Origin of the sequence: Terriglobus albidus (assembly GCF_008000815.1) — a bacterium.
GTDB lineage: Bacteria > Acidobacteriota > Terriglobia > Terriglobales > Acidobacteriaceae > Terriglobus > Terriglobus albidus_A.
Map to the genome: position 1 here is coordinate 5,466,321 of NZ_CP042806.1, position 17,848 is coordinate 5,484,168.

Below are 17,848 nucleotides of genomic sequence, written 5' to 3' on the forward strand. Positions count from 1 at the left end.
CGAGTTACGTCATTGTCTCGTTGGCGCGGCGAATGTCTATGGATAGAATGGGAGCCAACTCCTGAATCTGGAAGACCTGTGTCTCTCGTTGTGAAACTCAGAGCAGTCCCACGAGTGGCGTTGGGATGCTTTTGCCTTTGGTTCTCTAGTCCGCTTATCTGCCCGGCGCAGACCCCTTCCACGTTCTCTTTGCAGGACGCGTTACGCCTTACGCTGCTGCATCATCCGCAGCTCCAGATCCAGCAGGAGCAGGTCAACGCACAGCGCGGGGTGCTCAGGCAGACCGCGGGACAGTTCAACCTGCAGCTCGGCGCAGACGGCAGTCAGGCCCATACCTATCGCCCGCTTACCGCCTACGAAGAGTTCGTCTATGGCCAGTACGGCCAGGTGGGAACCTCGCTAACCACCAATACGAGCCAGCTTGCTTTCGAAGCCAGCCGTCAGCTCCGCAACGGCATCACCCTGTCGCCCAGCATCAGCGCGGCGCGCACCACCGATAATCTCACCAACCTGGGCGGCATCAGCCAGGGCTCCATTCAGTTCGCGGTGACGCTGCCGCTGCTGCGCGGACGCGGACGCTCGGTCGTCGATGCACAGGAGCTCTCCTCCGCCAAACAGGTCGAGGCCGCGGTCTTCGAGGTGAACGAGACTATCACCGGCCTGCTGGCCACCACTGCCAACAGCTACTGGAGCGTGGTTGCGGCCCAGAAGAATCTCGACGTACTCAAAGAAGCAGAGACACGCTCCAATGCCCTGGTGGAAAATACGCAGTCGCTGATCGAGGCAGACCGTCTGCCCCGCGCGGAGATCAATACCGCCAAAGCAAACCAGGCACAGCGTATCGCCAACCGCATGGAGGGTGAACGCCTGGTCGTCGAGGCCCGGCAACAACTCGCCGTCGACATGGGACTGGACGTTTCGCAGGTCAACCTTCTGCCAGAGATCTCTACCGACTTCCCCGCCGGCATGGATCCCGAGACCGTTCCTTCCGGACCGCAGGCCATCGAGGCATACACGCAACTGGCGCTGCAACAGCGACCCGAGCTCAAGGCGCTGAAGAAGCGGGAAGAGGCCTCGCAAATTCTTGCCGTTGCCGCGAAGAACGGCCTGAAGCCACAGTTGGATGTCCGGGTGTCGACCGGAGCCTCCGGCCTGGATGAAGGCACCCGCTTCGATGAGTTCCTGTTCGCGCCCGGCCACTCGGCCCGCGGCATGGACGTCTCCGGCGGCATCACCTATCGCTTCCCGCCGGCGCGCGACGCCGCTGCCGGCGCCCTGATGCAGGCTAATGCCGCCAAACGTCAGGTCGATCTGCAGTATATGGATACAGCCCGCCGCACCGCCGCCGCGGTGACTCCCGCGCTTGTCGGGGTACGCAGCGAGGCGCAGCAGCTTCGCCGCACGCATGAGTCGGCGCAGTTCTACCGCAACGCCGTCGATGCCGAGCGCGAGAAGCTACGCATGGGCGCGGGCAGCGTGCTCAACACCCTACAGATGCAGGATCGCCTGATTCTGGCGATGCAGACCGAGGTCCAGGCAGAGCTCGAATATGCACAGATGCTGGTGCGGATGCGGCAGGCCACCAGCACCATCGTCACCACCTACGACCAGGGAGGCACGATCGACCCCGATGTCTTCTCGACCCTGCCCGCACTCCCCCAGACCCAACAGCAGACCCAGCAGAAGGCGGTACCCCTTCCATGAGCCTTCGCCGTATCTCGAAAGAGAAGCTCTCCTCCCCCGATCAGCTTGACCAGACCATGCACGTCGCCGGGCCCATGTACTGGACCTCGCTGCTCGCTATCCTGATCGCGCTTGCCGCCGCGGGTATCTGGTCGTACACCGGCAGTATCCCCACAAAGGCCATCGGCGAAGGCACCGTGATTCGTCCCGGCGGCGTCTTCAATGTCTTTGCCGGCGGCTCCGGCTTCATCAAGGACTTCAAGGTCAAGGTCGGCGACCGCGTGCACGCCAACCAGACGGTTGCCGAGATATATCAGCCGTCGTCCGACGACGATATCCGCGCCCTGGAAGAGCACCTCACCGAGCTGAGAAGCCAGACCTCGCAGTCTGTCTCGCTGCGGCAGGACAGCGCCAAACTGCAGATCAAGAGCCTCGACCTCGAGCGCGAGAACGACCGCAACGAGATTGAGCAACAACAGAAGATGGCGAAGATCACCTCCGACGAGGTCGGCACCGACGAACAGCTCTTCTCCAAAGGCCTGATCACCCGGCAGGTATTGGTCGATGCGCAGCAGCGACTGGTCACCATCCAGACCTCCATCGCCCGGCTGCAGGCAGCCATCTCACAAGCCGATTCGCAAGCCTTCCAGTCGAACTGGCAGCCCACCGAACTGAAGCGCCAGCAGGAGATCGAGATCCACGATCTGGAAGCCCGCCTGCTGGGGGCGCGCAATCGCGCTCACCTCAGCTCTACTGTTGTCGCCCCGGTTAATGGTGAGATCGTCGAAGAGAAGATCTATACCGGCGCCATGATTCCCACCGGAACGCCGGTCGTGAGCATTCAGGCAGACACCGACCAGGTCATCGCGGTGCTGTACGTTCCATCGAATCTGGCCAAGGACATTAAGCCGGGCATGGACGCCGAGATCTCTCCCTCGACGGCTAAACGCGAAGAGTATGGCTTCATCCGCGGCAAGGTGACCTTCGTTGCCCGTTATCCTGCGACCACCAGCGGCATGATGACCCTCTTTGAGAACGATGCCCTGGTTGACTCCCTGCGCAGCCGCGGCCTTGTCACCGAAGTAGACATCGCGATGGAGCGCGCCGCAGACACGCCCTCCGGCTTCCGCTGGTCCAGCTCGCGCGGGCCTGACACCATCATCGGCCCGGGCACGCTCTGCTCCGCGCAGATCGTCACCCGCAAGCAGAAGCCGATCACACTGGTCTTCCCCTTCCTGAAAAAACTGATGGGGCTTCACTAAATGGCAGAGTCACCAAAGCTGCAGCACCGCACCGTTCGCACCGAAGCCATCCTGCAGATGGAAGCGACGGAGTGCGGCGCGGCTTCGCTCGCCATCGTCCTGGCGTACTTCGGCCGCCACGTTCCACTGGAAAAACTGCGGCAGGACTGCGGTGTCTCTCGTGATGGAAGCAAGGCGGGCAACGTCCTCAAGGCCGCCAGGACCTACGGTCTGGTCTGTTCTGGATGGCGTAAAGGCGCGGATGTCCTGCTGGAGCTGAAACCTCCCTTCATCGTCTTCTGGAAGATGAACCACTTCCTTGTGGTGGAGGGTTTCCGTAAAGATCGCGTTCTGATCAGCGATCCCGCTTCGGGACGATATAAAGTCAGCCGTACCGAGTTTGAAGAAGCCTACTCCGGTGTTGTGCTCACCTTCGAAAAGGGGCCTGACTTCAAAACCGGCGGTTCCCGCCCGGCCGTATGGCAAGCACTCTTAGCCCGGCTTCCAGGCAGCCGGCGGCCACTGCTCTTCCTGCTGCTGGCCAGCCTTGCGATGGTGGTACCGGGGTTGCTGACGCCGGTCTTCTCCCGCGTCTTCCTGGACAACATCCTGATCGGCGGTCTGACGAACTGGCTGCTGCCTCTGCTTGAGATCATGGGGCTCTCAGCCATCCTGGCCGCGGTGCTGACCTGGATGCAGTCCTACATCGTGCAGCGGCTCTCGATGAAGCTGTCGCTCTCGGGCTCGGCCAAGTTCTTCTGGCACATTCTGCGGCTGCCGATGGAGTTCTACGCACAGCGTTACGCAGGCGAGATCGGCTCCCGCGTCTCTCTGAACGACACGCTTGGCATCACCGTCGCCAGCCAGTTGACCGGCGGTGTTCTCAGCCTTCTACTCATCGTCTTTTATGGCATTGTGCTCTTCAAGTTCGACGCCGCGCTGACCTCCGTCGGCGTCTTCACCATGGTGGTGAACCTCCTGGTCCTGCAGTGGATCACCCGCCACCGTGTCGAACAGGGCCAGAAGCTCACCCAGTTTCAGGGCAAGGTCGTCAGCACCTCGATGGTCGGCCTGCAGAGTATTGAGACCATCAAGGCCAATGCCGGAGAATCAGACTTCTTCGCCAAATGGGGCGGGCACCAGGCAAAGCTACTGAATGCCAGCCAGGAGCTTGCCAGCTCCTCCATCGTGCTCTCCGGCATTCCCACGGTGCTGAACCAGTTGAACATCGCCACCATGATCTGCCTGGGAGGCATCCGCGTCATGGACGGCGTGCTGACCATGGGATCGCTGATCGCCTTTCAGGCCTTGATGGGGAGCTTCACCGCGCCGGTCAGCTCACTGCTCTCCACCAGCAGCCAGATCCAGGAGATGAAGGGCACCGTCAACCGCCTCGACGACGTGCTGCGCAATCCCATCGATCCGCAACTGGCCAATGAGCCCAAACCGATTCCGCATCTCGAAGGTGTTGCCCGGCTGGCCGGAGCGGTGGAGCTTCGCGATCTCACCTTCGGCTACAGCAGGCTCGATCCGCCGCTGATTCAGGGCTTCAACCTCACCCTGCGTCCCGGTCAGCGTGTCGCCCTCGTCGGAGGCTCGGGCAGCGGCAAGTCCACTGTCTCGCGTCTTATCTGCGGCCTCTTTGCTCCGTGGTCCGGCGAAGTGCTGTTCGATGGCATTCCCCGCAATGAGCTGCCGCGCCGTCTTATCCACGACTCGGTCGCCTTGGTCGATCAGGATATCGTTCTCTTTTCCGGAACCATGCGCGAGAACATCACCCTGTGGGACTCGACGGTTCCCGACGCGTCCATGATTCTGGCTGCGAAGGACGCGGCGATTCACGACACCATCGCGGGCCTGAAGGGCGGCTACGACTTCCAGGTGGAAGAGGGCGGACGCAACTTCAGCGGCGGCCAGCGTCAGCGCATCGAGATTGCACGCGCACTCTGCGGCACCCCTCGCGTGTTCGTGCTCGACGAAGCGACCAGCGCGCTCGATCCGCTCACCGAGCAAGAGGTCAGCGACAACATCCGCCGCCGCGGATGCACCTGCATCATCGTCGCCCATCGGCTCAGCACCATTCGCGACTGCGACGAGATTCTGGTGATGGAGCGCGGCAAGATCGTACAACGCGGAACCCATGAGGAGATGGCGGCAGTCGACGGGCCCTACGCCCGCCTGATTGCCACGGCATAAGATGGACACCCTCACTCCAACACGGTTTCTGCTCGACGGCGAAGGCGGGGCCTGGCGTATCGAACGCGGCACGGTCGATCTGTTCCTGGTCGACGTGGACCATGCAGGCCAGACCGGTCCTCTCTTCCACAGCACAACGCTGGAAGCAGGTACGGCGATCTTTGCTGTCGGCAAGGTGGTGCAGACGGAGAACATGGCTACCCTTCTCTGCCAGGCGCGCGCGGGTGCTGTGGTTACTCCTCTGCTGCAACCGCAGGAAGATGAGATCGCCGAGTGGAAGGAGAAGCTCGCCTTCGCCTCCGGCCTGGAGAAAGATCCCGACGCCCCGCTCGATGCGCTGCACTACATCCTTCTGCAGACCCTCATCGCCCAGCGCGACAGCCACGAACACGGCGAGAGCCGACGGCTGAAAGACAAGGAACGGGAGGGCCGCTCCGCCGTCAGCCGTGCCCTGCTGGAGCTTGGTTCTGTCCTGTCTACGCACGAAGATCCTGATGCCGTTATCGCCGACGAGCGCTCGGCCATCTTCGCCGCTTGCCGGTTCCTGGGCCACCATGCCGGCATTGAGATCCGTGCTCCGAAGTCCTTCAGCACATCTGACGATCCACTGCGTGACGTCGCCGCCATCGCGCGTGCCTCCGGAGTCCGCCATCGCGAGGTGGTGTTGCGTGGCGCATGGTGGAGGCAGGACCACGGCCCGCTGCTCGCCTTCCTGGCGGAGAACGAGGATGCAGCGCCGTCGCCGGTCGCGCTGCTGCATGAGACCCACAGCTATCGCATCTACGATCCCGCAAAAGGGACCGTCGTTCCGCTGACCACTGACATCGCAGCAAAGCTGCTGCCGGATGCGGTGATGTTCTATCGTCCCTTCCCATCACGCGCCATCGATTGGAAAGACCTGCTCCGTTTCGGTCTCTTCGGCACACGCAAAGACGCCACGACCGTCGTCATCGTCGGCATCGCGAGCGGCCTGCTGGCCCTGGTGACACCGGTAGCCACCGGCATTCTGTTCGACACCATCATTCCCAGCGCGCAGCGGCCGCAGCTCTATCAGATGGCAGCACTGCTCTTCACGGCAAACATGGTCGGCTTCCTCATCTCCTTGACTTCAAGCATTGCCATGCAGCGCATGGAAGGCCGTATGGAAGGGGCCATTCAGTCCGCCGTGTGGGATCGCCTGCTGAGCCTGCCTGTCCGCTTCTTCCGCGACTACAACTCCGGCGACCTGGTAAATCGCAGCCTCGCGATTGGGCAGATACGGCAGATGCTGACCGGCACGGCGCTGTCCACTATCCTCTCCGGCATCTTCTCCATCTTTTCCTTCTTCCTGCTGTTCCGTTACAGCATGTCGATGGCGCTGGTAGCCAGTGTTCTGGTTGTCATCACGGCAGCCTTCTCCGCCCTGTGCGGCTATCTGCAGATGCGCTTTCATCGGCAGATCTACGAGATCGCCGGAAAGATCTCAGGCCTGACGCTGGAGATCATGAACGGTATCGCCAAGCTGCGCATGTCGGGTACGGAATCACACGGATTCGCGCGCTGGGCAACAGAGTTCGCCAAACAGAAGAATGCCTACAACAAGGCCGCGCGCGTCAACATCGCCATCGACATCTTCAACGGGATCTTCCCCTCCGTCGCCGGCATCGCCATCTTCTATTACGGCTTTGAACAGATGACCAGCAGCGCCGGACTCACCCCAGGCAGCTTCGTCGCCTTCAATGCCGCCTTTGGACAGTTTCTGGGCTCGGCGCTTGGCCTGGCGCGCACGCTGGTTTCCATCATCGGCATCATCCCGGCGTATGAACGTGCCGCGCCGATCATGAAGGCCATACCGGAATCGACGGAATCGCGCTTCGATCCAGGCCGCCTGCGCGGCGCCATCGAAGCCAGTCGCCTGCGCTTCCGCTACAAGGAAGATCTTCCCATCGTTCTGAACGATGTCTCCTTCACTATCAATCCGGGAGAGTTCGTCGCCTTTGTCGGCCACTCCGGCTCGGGCAAATCCACGCTCTTCCGTCTGTTGCTCGGCTTCGAGAAGCCGGAGTCGGGCTTCATTCACTTCGACGGCCTGGATCTGGACGATATCGACCCACAGGCGCTGCGCCGCCAGATGGGCGTGGTGCTGCAGAATGGTCGCATCACCGACGGCGATATCTTCACCAACATCATCGGCTCCGCCCCTTTAAGTATCGACGACGCCTGGGTGGCCGCACGGGCCGCCGGTCTGGACAAAGATATTGAGGCTATGCCGATGGGCATGCACACCATCATCAGCGAAGGCGGCGGCGGGCTCTCCGGCGGACAGCGCCAGCGCCTGCTGATCGCCCGCGCCATCGTCCACAGGCCGCGTATCCTGCTCTTCGATGAGGCCACCAGCGCGCTCGATAACCAGACCCAGGCCACCGTAAGCCGCAGCCTGGAGCAGCTTAATTCCACCCGCATCGTCATCGCACACCGCCTCAGCACTATCCTGCATGCGGACCGCATCTTCGTCTTCGACCAGGGCCGCATTGTGCAGCAGGGGAGCTATGAAGAACTGATGAGCCAGGAAGGGCTGTTTCGTAACCTGGCCGAGCGCCAGATCGCCTGATAGCGACATGACCATTACCTGCTCTGCCCTTTCTGGAAAACGGAGATGGCTTTCTGTTCTGGTTCAGAGTAGATTGAAGACGTTCTGTTCCCCCTGGAACATTTGCTGCTAAATCTACTGCCTTGGAAAAATCATGAGTTTGCAAAGCGCTACTGAGTTTACGAACACCCTTACGTCCAATCCCGAACTGGCTGCTACCCTCTTCCAGTCTGCCAACGGCAAGACTGTTTCAGAAGCAGCCGCCATCGCCAGCGATCTCGGCAAACAGCACGGTTTTGACTTCACCGCCGATGAAGCCATCGAGGCCCGCAACGCCTACGCTTCAGCCAACCCCCTCTCGGAAGAGGAACTGGACTCGGTTGCAGGTGGCGGAGATTCCGCCCCTTATATCGGCACGATGATCGGCACCGTTGCCGGTCAGCTCGCTCCCACCGGAACTGGCGGCGTCGTCGGAGCCGGCGTTGGAGCCGGTGTCGCTACCGCCGTTGGCGGCGGCTCTGCATCCGAGTCTGTCGCAGCCGGTGCTGTCGCGGCAGCCAACAACTTAAACGAATCCAAGAACATCGTGCAGCAGATCTTCAGCGGCTGGTAAACGCGGCTTGTCCCTCGAAACAGACGTACTCGCAGAGTTCAGAGCGGCCATCGGCGAACAACATGTTCTCACCGAGGCCGCTCTTCTGCGTGCCTGCGAAACCGCGACCTTCCCAACTACCCAACAGGTCTTCGGCCTCCTACAGCCGGCCTCGGCGGAAGAGGTTGCTGCATGCGTGAAGGTCGCGGCCAATCATCGCGTTCCGCTCTACCCCATCAGCCGCGGACGGAACTGGGGGCTGGGCTCGCGTGTGCCATCGAACCATGCCGTGCTGCTCGATCTCTCACGCATGAACCGCATCCTGCACTTCGACGAGCGCTTCGGCTGCCTCACCCTTGAACCCGGCGTGACCTTCGAGCAGGTGCATGCTTTCCTGATTAGACAGAAGGCGCAGTGGTTTCTACCCACCATCGGCGGTCCGCCGGACGCCAGCGTGCTCGGTAACTTTCTTGAACGTGGCGACGGCATCGGCCCTCGTGCCGAACGAACAGCAAACATGGCCTCGCTGCAGGTGGTGCTGGGCGATGGCTCGATTATCGATGATGGTTATGCGCGCTTCGAGGATATTCCGCTTGCATTGCTGAGTGCTATGCCCGCGGGCCCGGCCTTCAGCAGCATCTTCACCCAGTCAAACCTCGGCGTCGTTACGCGCATGACGGTCTCGCTCGCGCGCCGTCCCAGTCATCTGCAGATGGTCTATGCCCCGATCCCCGATGAACATCGAGTATGTACCATCGATGCGCTGCAGCAATTACAGACGGTCATTGGCTCCGAAGCATTCCTCACGCTATGGAACGGCGGCAAACTGAACGCGCGCGGTCAGGCTATGCCGCAGGTGGATGCGAATGCATGGTTCCTCAGCGGAGCTCTTTATGGCCACAGCAGCCTGATGGCGCAGGCACAGAAAGAAGCCGCCATCGCAGCGCTTGCATCGGGGCTTCCCGCGTTGCAGTTCTTCGATGAAAGCAATCTGCCTGACTTTCAACAGCAGGCCGGCATCTATCTCGGCCAACCCAGCACGCTCAATCTGCAGAGTCTTTACGCCGCATCGCAACGAACGATGCCGGAGACTCCCGATCCCGACCGCGACGGCTGCGGAGCCATCTGGCTCTGCCCTGAGATCCCCTTTGATGGAGCCACGATCGTGCGAGCGATTACTCTCTGCGAGACCATCCTTCGCAAGTACAATCTCTCACCCATTCTCGGCATGAGCGCGCTGTCATCACGCACGGTACGGTTCTTCGTCTCTATCCTCTACGATCGCACGGCTGAAAACGCCGATGAGAACGCCATGCAATGCCACGATGAGATGCAGGCAGCGCTTCTGGCTGAAGGCTTCTATCCCTATCGGCTCGGCATCCAGTCGATGAATGCAGTCGCGCCTTCACCACTGCTGGAACGGATCAAAGCAGCACTGGATCCGAAGGGGATCCTGGCGCCTGGGCGTTACTAGGGCGAGGCTGTGTGAAAAACAGCACTGGCTTTTGCATTGCCCTCAGCGGCTAAAGCCGCCTTCTTTCGTGTCGATATACGACACGGCTAAAGCTGTTCAGTTCCATGACATCCTTTACACCTTGTCTCCAGACATCCTTTACAGGTTTATGCCTGTTTAGGGGTGTTTTTGGATGGCATGGAGGAAGGTGGAAGTGGAAGCGCAGCGATTGCGGTTTGTGGAGGCGGCGATGATTGGAGAGCGATCGTTTTCGTCTCTGTGTGTGGAGTACGAGATTAGCCGTCCGACGGGTTATCTGTGGCTGAAGCGATACCGTGAGCATGGAGCGGCCGGCATGCAGGAAGCCAGCCGCAGGCCTCTGCTGAGTCCCCGTCAGAGCCCTGCCGAGTTGGAAGAGCAGATCGTGTCTTTACGGCGCCAGCATCCTGACTGGGGTGCACGTAAGCTTCGCGTTCTGCTCGGCCGATCTGGGGTGAAGGTGCCATCGTCGACCGTACATCGAGTGTTGCGTCGGCACGGTCTGATCCACCGGCTGGACAGCCATCCACAGGCCACTGGCAGCTTCTGTCGCGAGGCGCCTAATCAGCTCTGGCAGATGGATTTCAAAAGCCCTAAGGGATGGAACGCGCATCTTGGCCCCTTATCCGTGTTGGATGACCACAGCCGCTATGCCTTGGTGTTGGAGCAACTGTCCTCGGGTGAAGGTCTCGTCGTCCAACAGAGGCTGGATAAGGCGTTCTCTGACTGTGGGTTGCCCGAGGCCATGCTGATGGATCACGGCCAGCCCTGGTGGAACGCGCAGTCACCAGGAGGATGGACGCAGCTATCCGTGTGGCTGATGCGGCTGGGCATCCGGCTGTACTTCTCCGGAGTCCGCCACCCGCAGACCCAGGGTAAGGTGGAACGCTTCCACGGTGCCCTGGAGCGGGCACGGAGAAGGTGCGGGCCGATGGATACGCCGCCTGGCCAGTCATGGCTGGACCGCTTCCGGGAAGAGTACAACCATGTTCGTCCCCATGAAGCGCTGGACATGGAAACGCCAGCAGACCACTGGCACCCCAGCCAGCGAGAGTACACCGAACCACGTAACCCCGCGTATGCCCCGGATGCCGAAGTGCGCGAGCTCAACAGCAACGGAGCGCTCTGGCTGGACGGACGCAGCTGGCAGGTAGCCGGAGCCCTGGCTCATCAGCCTGTCCGTCTCGCTCGCATCGATCAACGCATCCTGATCTTCTACGGTGACACGCCCATCCGGGAACTCGACCTCACGGGGCAGGGTTCCACGATCGTGGAACCCTGCCCCGCAAACTCACTCAATCTGTAAAGGATGTGTGGAGACAAACTGTAAACCATCTCTGGAGACTAGACAGCTAAAGCCGTGTCCTTAAGCAAGACGATTCGCGTAAAACGCGAATGCTCATGCTGACGCATGAGTAAGATATTCGAGCGAAGCTTGAATCGGCGGATATCAACACCCAGGCCAGCTCTGCTGGCTGTCTTGCTTAAGGGCACGGCTTTAGCCGTGCCGTAAAAGCCCTGCAAATATGCGGCTTTAGCCGCTGAGGTACTGATCTTACAAAATGAAACCTATTCTCTGACCTCAGGCAAACCGACTTGCTTAGGTCTCCGGCCCCCCGCCGGCATGTAATACAGCGAAAAGTTCTCAACCTCTCCACGCTCCAACTCATGCATCGGCAACGAGACCACCATATCCAGCAGCGGAACCTCTCCATAGAGACCATGCACCCGCGCCGCAACAGGATGCGGTACCCACTTCGCAAGAAACGCAGATGGCTCCATCGGATGAAGCTGCACCATCAGGTCCCGGTTTCGGCTCGAGATTTGAAAGTGCGTCCACAATGCCTCTTCCATGGCACACATGGTCTGCCGAGAAAGCACCGGCTGCAGCCGCGCCCGCACACTATCGGAAGCAAACTCTTCCGCCGTAACATCCGGATAGCTGCGAAACCCCGTCGACCCATCGAAACAAAGATCGTATCCAAACAACAGCGAGGGGTGCAGATGCAATGCATCGAATAACTCATCCCTCCCGTGCATGGCCAGCGCCTTCTGTACCGGATTACGTACAACCCCAGTCTCATCGTCCGCAAAGAACCACAGCTTCAAACGCGATTGCAATGCCTGCTCACGAAGATCAAGACCGACGACCACACGGCTGACACGTGTCCAATCGATATCGCCCTCCAGAAACCGCCACAGCAAGGAGAGGTCCAGTGCAGGAGCCTCCGCCGCTTTCACCGCTTCGAAGAACGACATCACCCCGGCAACGAATCCCTGCACATCTTGTGGTACGCAAAAGAGATTGAACCTGCCGGCTTGAACGCTGTCTCCTGCAACCTTGATCGACAACTCCACGGTTGCATACGCCGCCTCACGCACCAGCTCGCGGAAGCCTTGATAAGCCACGCTCACCTGCACCGCCTCTCCGATTCCGAAGATACGGCAGTGTGTCTCCATCCACCGGAGGTTTTTAGCAATGTGCCAGGCAGCAGGTTGCTCCGCCAGCATGCGGATGTGAGCCTGTACCCGTTCCTGAAAGCCTGCAGTTCCCGAGGAAGATATCGACACTGAGGGCCATTCTAGTCAATTCCAGCGAGTCTAGCCACCGCGGGACCTGGAGGCCAACAAGCAACTTCGTTACAGTACCGGGCTATATCGCGCCTATCCATTCCTATCGAATCCACATCTCCACCGCCGGATAGAGTTGGCCTCTGGGGGTGTGCAGTGTCACACTTAGGAGCGATCGGTTATTTCGCTGTGAAGCGCCTCTCGATGCCTCTGAACTTCAGCCCGTTGAAAACTGACCTGCTCGCAGTTGCAGCGTGTGTTCTCGCCCTGCCACTTGCCTGGGAGCTGGATGCGCCTTCCTCGTGCCTTCTGCTTGCGGTGATGGTAAGCAGCCTCTATGGCGGCCGCCGTTCCGGATATATTTCGGTCGTGCTTGGAGCGGCACTGTTTTATGTATTCTTTCTTACGCCACGGTTCAGCCTGTTTCACCCAAGGGGAGAGTTCCTGCGTCTGTTTGTCTTCATCGTGGCCATGGTGCTGGCGACGGAGTTGATTGCGGCGAGGCACCGCGCGGAAGAGTCACTCCGCCAGACACAGACGAAACTCGCACAGGCAACACAGACCGCGACAATAGCCGAGTTCTCCGCCTCGGTGGTTCATGAGATCAGCCAGCCGCTCAGCGCCGTCGTAGCGCACGGACAAGCCAGCCTGCGCTGGCTGCAAGCCGATCCTCCGAACTTCGCAAACGCCCAGGCTTCCGTCGAACGCATCGTTCGAGATAGCAAAGACGCGGTGAGCATCATTAAGGGCTTGAGGACTCTCTTTCGCAGGTCGCCGCTGCAGAAGGCCCCTATCGACCTGCGACCGGTTGTCAGCGAGGTCGTCTTGCTGGTGCGCGGCCGCGCGGAGAAAGACGGAGTTGTCGTCGAGGTCCAACTCTCGAAAGATCTGCCGTTGATCTTTGCTGACCGCATTCAACTGCAGCAGGTGCTCATGAACCTGGTATTGAATGGCATCGAATCCATGCGCGATGTCACCGGCCGGCAAAAGACTTTGGTGATCCACTCGCGAGAACAGGATGACATGCTGTTGGTGGAGGTCCGCGATCAAGGTATCGGCGTCGAGAACTTCGACAAGATCTTTGAGACGTTCTTCACCACGAAAGAAAGTGGCATGGGAATGGGACTCTCCGTCTGCCGCTCGATCATTGAGGCCCATGATGGTCGCCTGTGGGGAACGCCGGGGCCGGTTGCCGGAACGGTTTTCAGCTTCACAATTCCGGTTTTTCGGGAGCATACCGCATGAGCGCCAGGCAGCCGATCGTCTACATTGTCGATGACGACTACAGAGTGCGGGAGGCACTGCAGGCACTGCTCGCATCGGCGGGGTACGAGGTCGTCGTCTTTGACTCAGCCGCGTCCTACCTGAACTTCAATCGGCCGGACAGAGCCGCATGTCTCATCCTCGATCTGGATCTTCCCGGCATGAATGGTCTGGAACTGCAACGAAAGATCGCCGGAGAAGATACGCCTCCCATTGTTTTTCTTACAGGGCACGGAGATATTCCCTCTACCGTCAAGGCGATGAAGGCGGGCGCGACCGAGTTTCTTTCAAAGCCGTTTGACGACGAGGAATTGCTCCGGTCCGTCGAGGCCGGCCTTCAACTCGATGAAACAACGCGAGCCAGATTTGCTGAGCTTGATGTCATCCGGAAGCGGTACGCCCTGCTGACTCCGCGGGAGCGGGAGGTACTTCCCTTCGTGATCGCAGGGCTTTTGAACAAGCAGACCGCATGGGAACTGGGCACCAGCGAGATCACCATTCGCATCCATAGAGGCCAGATTATGAAGAAGATGGAAGCAGAATCCCTCGCAGATCTCGTTCGGCTCGCCGCCAGGCTGGGAATAGAGCCCCTCTCCTCTAATACAAAACGATAATTGTTGGCCCCCCACCGAATTTCCTACGATGAAACTCGATCGCAGGAGACCGCATGGCCGCTGGAAAAACATCCCGTATCGTCGCAGTCGTCGATGACGACCACCGCGTGCGTGAATCGCTGGAGCAACTCTTCCGGTCCGCAGGCGTAGAACATCTTCTCTTCTCCTCAGGGGAAGAAGTTCTTGCCCATGAAGGAACACAGCAGATCGGTTGCCTGGTCACGGATGTTCGCATGCCGGGCATGGACGGCTGTGAGCTCCAGCGTCGGATAGGAAGCAAGCTGCCTGATCTGGCCGTTATCTTCCTCACGGCGCATCAGGACGATGCCGTGTGGCGTCACGCCCGGCAACATGGGGCCTTTGCCCTTCTCTACAAACCATTTGACGGTGAAGAACTTCTCCGCCTTGTAATGCTGGCCCTAAGGTGGAGCCGCACACGGGAGGCTTTCGATGTGGATTGTTAGGCTGGCGCTTTCGCGTCCGTACACCTTTGTCGTTCTCGCACTTCTGCTCTTCCTCATCAGCCCTGTGATGCTGATGCGGACACCGGTCGACATCTTCCCTTCAATCAATATTCCGGTCGTAAGCATTATCTGGACCTATAACGGCCTGGTGCCCGCGGAGATGGAGTCACGTATCACCTCCATCTACGAGCGCGCGCTGACTACGACGGTGGGCAACATCGATCACATCGAATCGCAGTCGCTCAACGGAGTTTCTGTCATCAAGGTCTTCCTGCAGCCGCAGGCGAATGTGGATGGAGCCATTGCGCAGGTTACGGCTGAGGCCCAGGCAACGCTGAAGCAGCTTCCTTCCGGCATCACACCGCCGCTCGTGATTCAGTACAGCGCCTCCACGGTGCCTATTCTGCAACTGGGCCTGAGCGGAAAAGGACTTTCAGAACAACAATTGAATGACTTCGGATCGAACTTCATCCGTCCACAGCTCGCCACTGTTCCCGGCGCCGCTGTTCCCCTGCCGTATGGCGGTAAGGTTCGCCAGATCATGGTGGACATCGATTCGGCACAGCTCACCTCGAAGGGGCTCTCTCCGGTCGATGTGGTCAACGCCATCAATGCACAGAACGTAATTTTGCCATCGGGCTCGGCGAAGATCGGCAAAACCGAATACACCGTCGGCCTGAACGGCACACCGGTCACAGTCGACCAGCTCAACGCGCTTCCGGTAAAGACGATCAACGGCGGGTCGATCTTCATGCATGACGTCGCCAACATCCGCGACGGATTTGCAGTGCAGCAGAACATCGTTCGTCAGGATGGCCAGCGGGGCGCCTTGCTCACGATTGAAAAGGCGGGCAGCGCCTCCACCCTCGCCATCGTCTCCGGGATCCGTTCCGTATTACCGCGTATCGCCTCAACGCTTCCGCCGGAGTTGGTGATGCGGCCGCTCGCCGATCAGTCCGTCTTCGTCAGGGCATCGCTGAACGGAGTTCTGCGAGAAGGGATGATCGCGGCCTGTCTCACCTCGATCATGATCCTGGTCTTCCTTGGGAGCTGGCGCAGTACGCTGATCATCTGCATCTCGATCCCACTCTCGATCCTTACCTCGCTCCTCATCCTCAGCGCGCTTGGCGAAAGCATCAACATTATGACGCTTGGCGGCCTGGCGCTCGCGGTTGGCGTGCTGGTCGACGACGCGACCGTGGAGATCGAAAACATGCAGCGCAATGTGGCCATGGGGAAAGATCTCCGCCAGGCAATTCTCGATGCTGCCCAGGAGATTGCGGTACCTGCCTTTGTCTCAACCATATGCATCTGCATCGTCTTCGTGCCGATGTTCTTTCTCACCGGCGTCGCGCGTTACCTCTTCGTTCCTCTCGCGGAAGCCGTTGTCTTCGCGCTGCTGGCCTCTTACTTCTTCTCGCGAACCATCATCCCCACTCTGGTGATGTTCCTGCTTCCCAAAGAGGTGGAGGAACACCGGCATCCTGCATCAGACGCCAGGCCTGGCCGCTTCGCCCGGCTCCATCAGCGGTTTGAGGCCGCCTTCGACCGGTTGCGCGATCGTTATACTCACCTTCTCTCGCAGTGCCTGGAACACCGTGCGATCTTCGCAGCGTGCTTCATTACCTTCTGCCTGGGAAGCGTGTTGCTCATTCCCCTGCTGGGGCGCGACTTCTTCCCGTATGTCGATGCCGGACAGATTCGCCTGCATGTACGGGCAAAAACGGGTACTCGCATCGAAGAGACCGCGCGTCTGGTGGACGAGGTTGACCGGTATGTCAGAACCCAGATCCCCGCGGAGGAGATGGGTGGAATTCTGGATAACATCGGTCTGCCGACCAGCGGCATTAACCTTTCGTACAGTAACGGCGGCACCATTGGAAACGCAGATGCCGAGGTGCTGATCTCGCTCAACCAGAAACACCACCCAACGGCAGAGTATGTGGCGCATTTGCGCGAAGAACTGCCAAAGCAATTTCCTGGGACAGCGTTCTTCTTCGAGCCCGCCGACATCGTCAGCCAGACGCTGAACTTCGGTGTCCCGGCTCCAATCGATATCCAGATCGCCGGCAAGGACTTCGAGAGCAACTTCGCGCTCGCCTCCCAGATCGCAAACAAGATGCGATCGGTTCCCGGAGCCGTGGACGTTCATATCCAGCAGCAGATCGATCAACCGCGCCTGCAATATGACATTGACCGCACTCGTATTCAGCAGGTGGGCCTGACAGAGCGTGACGTCGCCGGGAACGTACTCGTCTCTCTCAGCTCCAGCTTCCAGACGACACCAAACTTCTGGCTCAACCCGAAGAACGGCGTCTCCTACAACATCGCCGTACAGACGCCACAGTACAAACTCAGCTCAATCGACGCCATCGGGAATATTCCCATCAATTCACCCAGCGCGCCCACGCCGCAGCTCTTCGAGAACCTTGCCACGATGAGCCGGACCTCTGAGCCCGCGGTCGTGAGCCACTACGATGTACAACGTGTTATCGACATCTATGGCAGCGTGCAGGGCCGCGATCTCGGTGGAGTCGCCAACGATGTACAGAAGATCGTGGATGACGCATCGCATCATCTTGTTCGCGGCAGCCGCATCATCACCCGCGGCCAGGTGGCCACGATGCAGGCATCCTTTACAGGACTCTTCGCCGGTCTGGCCTTCGCCATCGCGCTCGTCTATCTGCTGCTGGTCGTGAACTTCCAGTCATGGACTGAGGCCTTCATCATCATCACAGCCCTGCCCGGCGCACTGGCAGGTATCTGCTGGTTCCTCTTCCTGACGCACACTTCGCTCAGCGTCCCGGCACTGATGGGAACCATCATGAGCATCGGAGTGGCCACCTCGAACAGCGTACTCATCATCACCTTCGCCAACGAACACTTCCAGGAGAACAAAAATGCCATCAAGGCGGCTATTGAAGCTGGGGCGACCCGCCTGCGGCCGGTCATCATGACGGCCATGGCAATGATCATCGGCATGATTCCGATGGCGCTCGGCCTCGGCGATGGTGGCGAGCAGAATGCGCCTCTCGGACGGGCCGTCATCGGTGGCCTTCTCTTCGCAACCGTCGCAACGCTGTTCTTTGTTCCTACGGTCTTCGCGCTCATTCGCAACAAGCGCAGCACAAACTACGCCCCCACGCCGGGCAACGCATAGGGA

12 protein-coding genes are annotated in these 17,848 nt (G+C 59.9%); 11 read left to right on the top strand and 1 reads right to left on the bottom strand.

Going from position 1 to position 17,848, the window contains the following annotated elements; translation table 11 throughout:
- Nucleotides 1-189: 189 nt before the first annotated feature.
- From FTW19_RS21890 to FTW19_RS21920, 7 genes are all read left to right on the top strand, one after another.
- Nucleotides 190-1,704 carry a TolC family protein gene (locus FTW19_RS21890; protein ID WP_187143122.1) on the top strand — a complete coding sequence of 505 codons (1,515 nt, stop codon included), beginning with the start codon at nucleotides 190-192 and terminating at the stop codon, nucleotides 1,702-1,704.
- Nucleotides 1,701-2,945: an NHLP bacteriocin system secretion protein gene (locus tag FTW19_RS21895; RefSeq protein WP_147649694.1), complete on the top strand. Its 1,245-nt coding sequence runs from the start codon at nucleotides 1,701-1,703 to the stop codon at nucleotides 2,943-2,945. The genes FTW19_RS21890 and FTW19_RS21895 overlap by 4 nt, the downstream gene beginning before the upstream one ends.
- On the top strand, nucleotides 2,946-5,120 hold the full coding sequence (locus FTW19_RS21900; protein WP_147649695.1) for an NHLP family bacteriocin export ABC transporter peptidase/permease/ATPase subunit: 2,175 nt from the start codon (nucleotides 2,946-2,948) through the stop codon (nucleotides 5,118-5,120).
- Nucleotide 5,121: 1 nt separating this feature from the next.
- Entirely contained in the window at nucleotides 5,122-7,710 is a 2,589-nt protein-coding gene (locus FTW19_RS21905) for an NHLP bacteriocin export ABC transporter permease/ATPase subunit (RefSeq protein ID WP_147649698.1), read from the top strand.
- Nucleotides 7,711-7,843: 133 nt separating this feature from the next.
- Nucleotides 7,844-8,302, top strand: coding sequence for a Nif11 family protein (locus FTW19_RS21910; RefSeq protein ID WP_147649700.1), 459 nt, complete (start codon nucleotides 7,844-7,846; stop codon nucleotides 8,300-8,302).
- A gap of 7 nt (nucleotides 8,303-8,309) precedes the next feature.
- Complete coding sequence (locus FTW19_RS21915; protein WP_147649702.1) at nucleotides 8,310-9,755, top strand: FAD-binding oxidoreductase; 1,446 nt, start codon at nucleotides 8,310-8,312, stop codon at nucleotides 9,753-9,755.
- A gap of 172 nt (nucleotides 9,756-9,927) precedes the next feature.
- On the top strand, nucleotides 9,928-11,079 hold the full coding sequence (locus FTW19_RS21920) for an IS481 family transposase (protein WP_147645759.1): 1,152 nt from the start codon (nucleotides 9,928-9,930) through the stop codon (nucleotides 11,077-11,079).
- Between the two features lie 263 nt (nucleotides 11,080-11,342).
- Here the strand turns inward: FTW19_RS21920 and FTW19_RS21925 are convergent, their stop codons facing one another.
- A complete protein-coding gene (locus FTW19_RS21925) occupies nucleotides 11,343-12,344 on the bottom strand; it encodes a DUF5838 family protein (protein WP_147649703.1) in 1,002 nt (333 codons plus the stop codon).
- Between the two features lie 156 nt (nucleotides 12,345-12,500).
- Between FTW19_RS21925 and FTW19_RS21930 the strand changes: the two genes are divergently transcribed.
- From FTW19_RS21930 to FTW19_RS21945, 4 genes are read left to right on the top strand one after another with little or no spacing between them, the layout of a single operon-like run.
- Nucleotides 12,501-13,589 carry a sensor histidine kinase gene (locus tag FTW19_RS21930; RefSeq protein WP_147649705.1) on the top strand — a complete coding sequence of 363 codons (1,089 nt, stop codon included), beginning with the start codon at nucleotides 12,501-12,503 and terminating at the stop codon, nucleotides 13,587-13,589.
- On the top strand, nucleotides 13,586-14,221 hold the full coding sequence (locus FTW19_RS21935; RefSeq protein ID WP_147649707.1) for a response regulator transcription factor: 636 nt from the start codon (nucleotides 13,586-13,588) through the stop codon (nucleotides 14,219-14,221). Before FTW19_RS21930 ends, FTW19_RS21935 begins: the two co-directional genes overlap by 4 nt.
- Nucleotides 14,222-14,274: 53 nt before the next feature.
- Nucleotides 14,275-14,685: a response regulator transcription factor gene (locus FTW19_RS21940; RefSeq protein ID WP_147649709.1), complete on the top strand. Its 411-nt coding sequence runs from the start codon at nucleotides 14,275-14,277 to the stop codon at nucleotides 14,683-14,685.
- Nucleotides 14,672-17,845 carry an efflux RND transporter permease subunit gene (locus FTW19_RS21945; protein WP_147649710.1) on the top strand — a complete coding sequence of 1,058 codons (3,174 nt, stop codon included), beginning with the start codon at nucleotides 14,672-14,674 and terminating at the stop codon, nucleotides 17,843-17,845. Before FTW19_RS21940 ends, FTW19_RS21945 begins: the two co-directional genes overlap by 14 nt.
- Nucleotides 17,846-17,848 lie beyond the last annotated feature (3 nt).

Coding starts and splice junctions, on each gene's coding strand:
- FTW19_RS21935 (WP_147649707.1), top strand. CDS start 13,586: ATGAGCGCCAGGCAGCCGATCGTCTACATTGTCGATGACGACTACAGA.
- FTW19_RS21900 (WP_147649695.1), top strand. CDS start 2,946: ATGGCAGAGTCACCAAAGCTGCAGCACCGCACCGTTCGCACCGAAGCC.
- FTW19_RS21940 (WP_147649709.1), top strand. CDS start 14,275: ATGGCCGCTGGAAAAACATCCCGTATCGTCGCAGTCGTCGATGACGAC.
- FTW19_RS21920 (WP_147645759.1), top strand. CDS start 9,928: ATGGCATGGAGGAAGGTGGAAGTGGAAGCGCAGCGATTGCGGTTTGTG.
- FTW19_RS21905 (WP_147649698.1), top strand. CDS start 5,122: ATGGACACCCTCACTCCAACACGGTTTCTGCTCGACGGCGAAGGCGGG.
- FTW19_RS21910 (WP_147649700.1), top strand. CDS start 7,844: ATGAGTTTGCAAAGCGCTACTGAGTTTACGAACACCCTTACGTCCAAT.
- FTW19_RS21895 (WP_147649694.1), top strand. CDS start 1,701: ATGAGCCTTCGCCGTATCTCGAAAGAGAAGCTCTCCTCCCCCGATCAG.
- FTW19_RS21945 (WP_147649710.1), top strand. CDS start 14,672: ATGTGGATTGTTAGGCTGGCGCTTTCGCGTCCGTACACCTTTGTCGTT.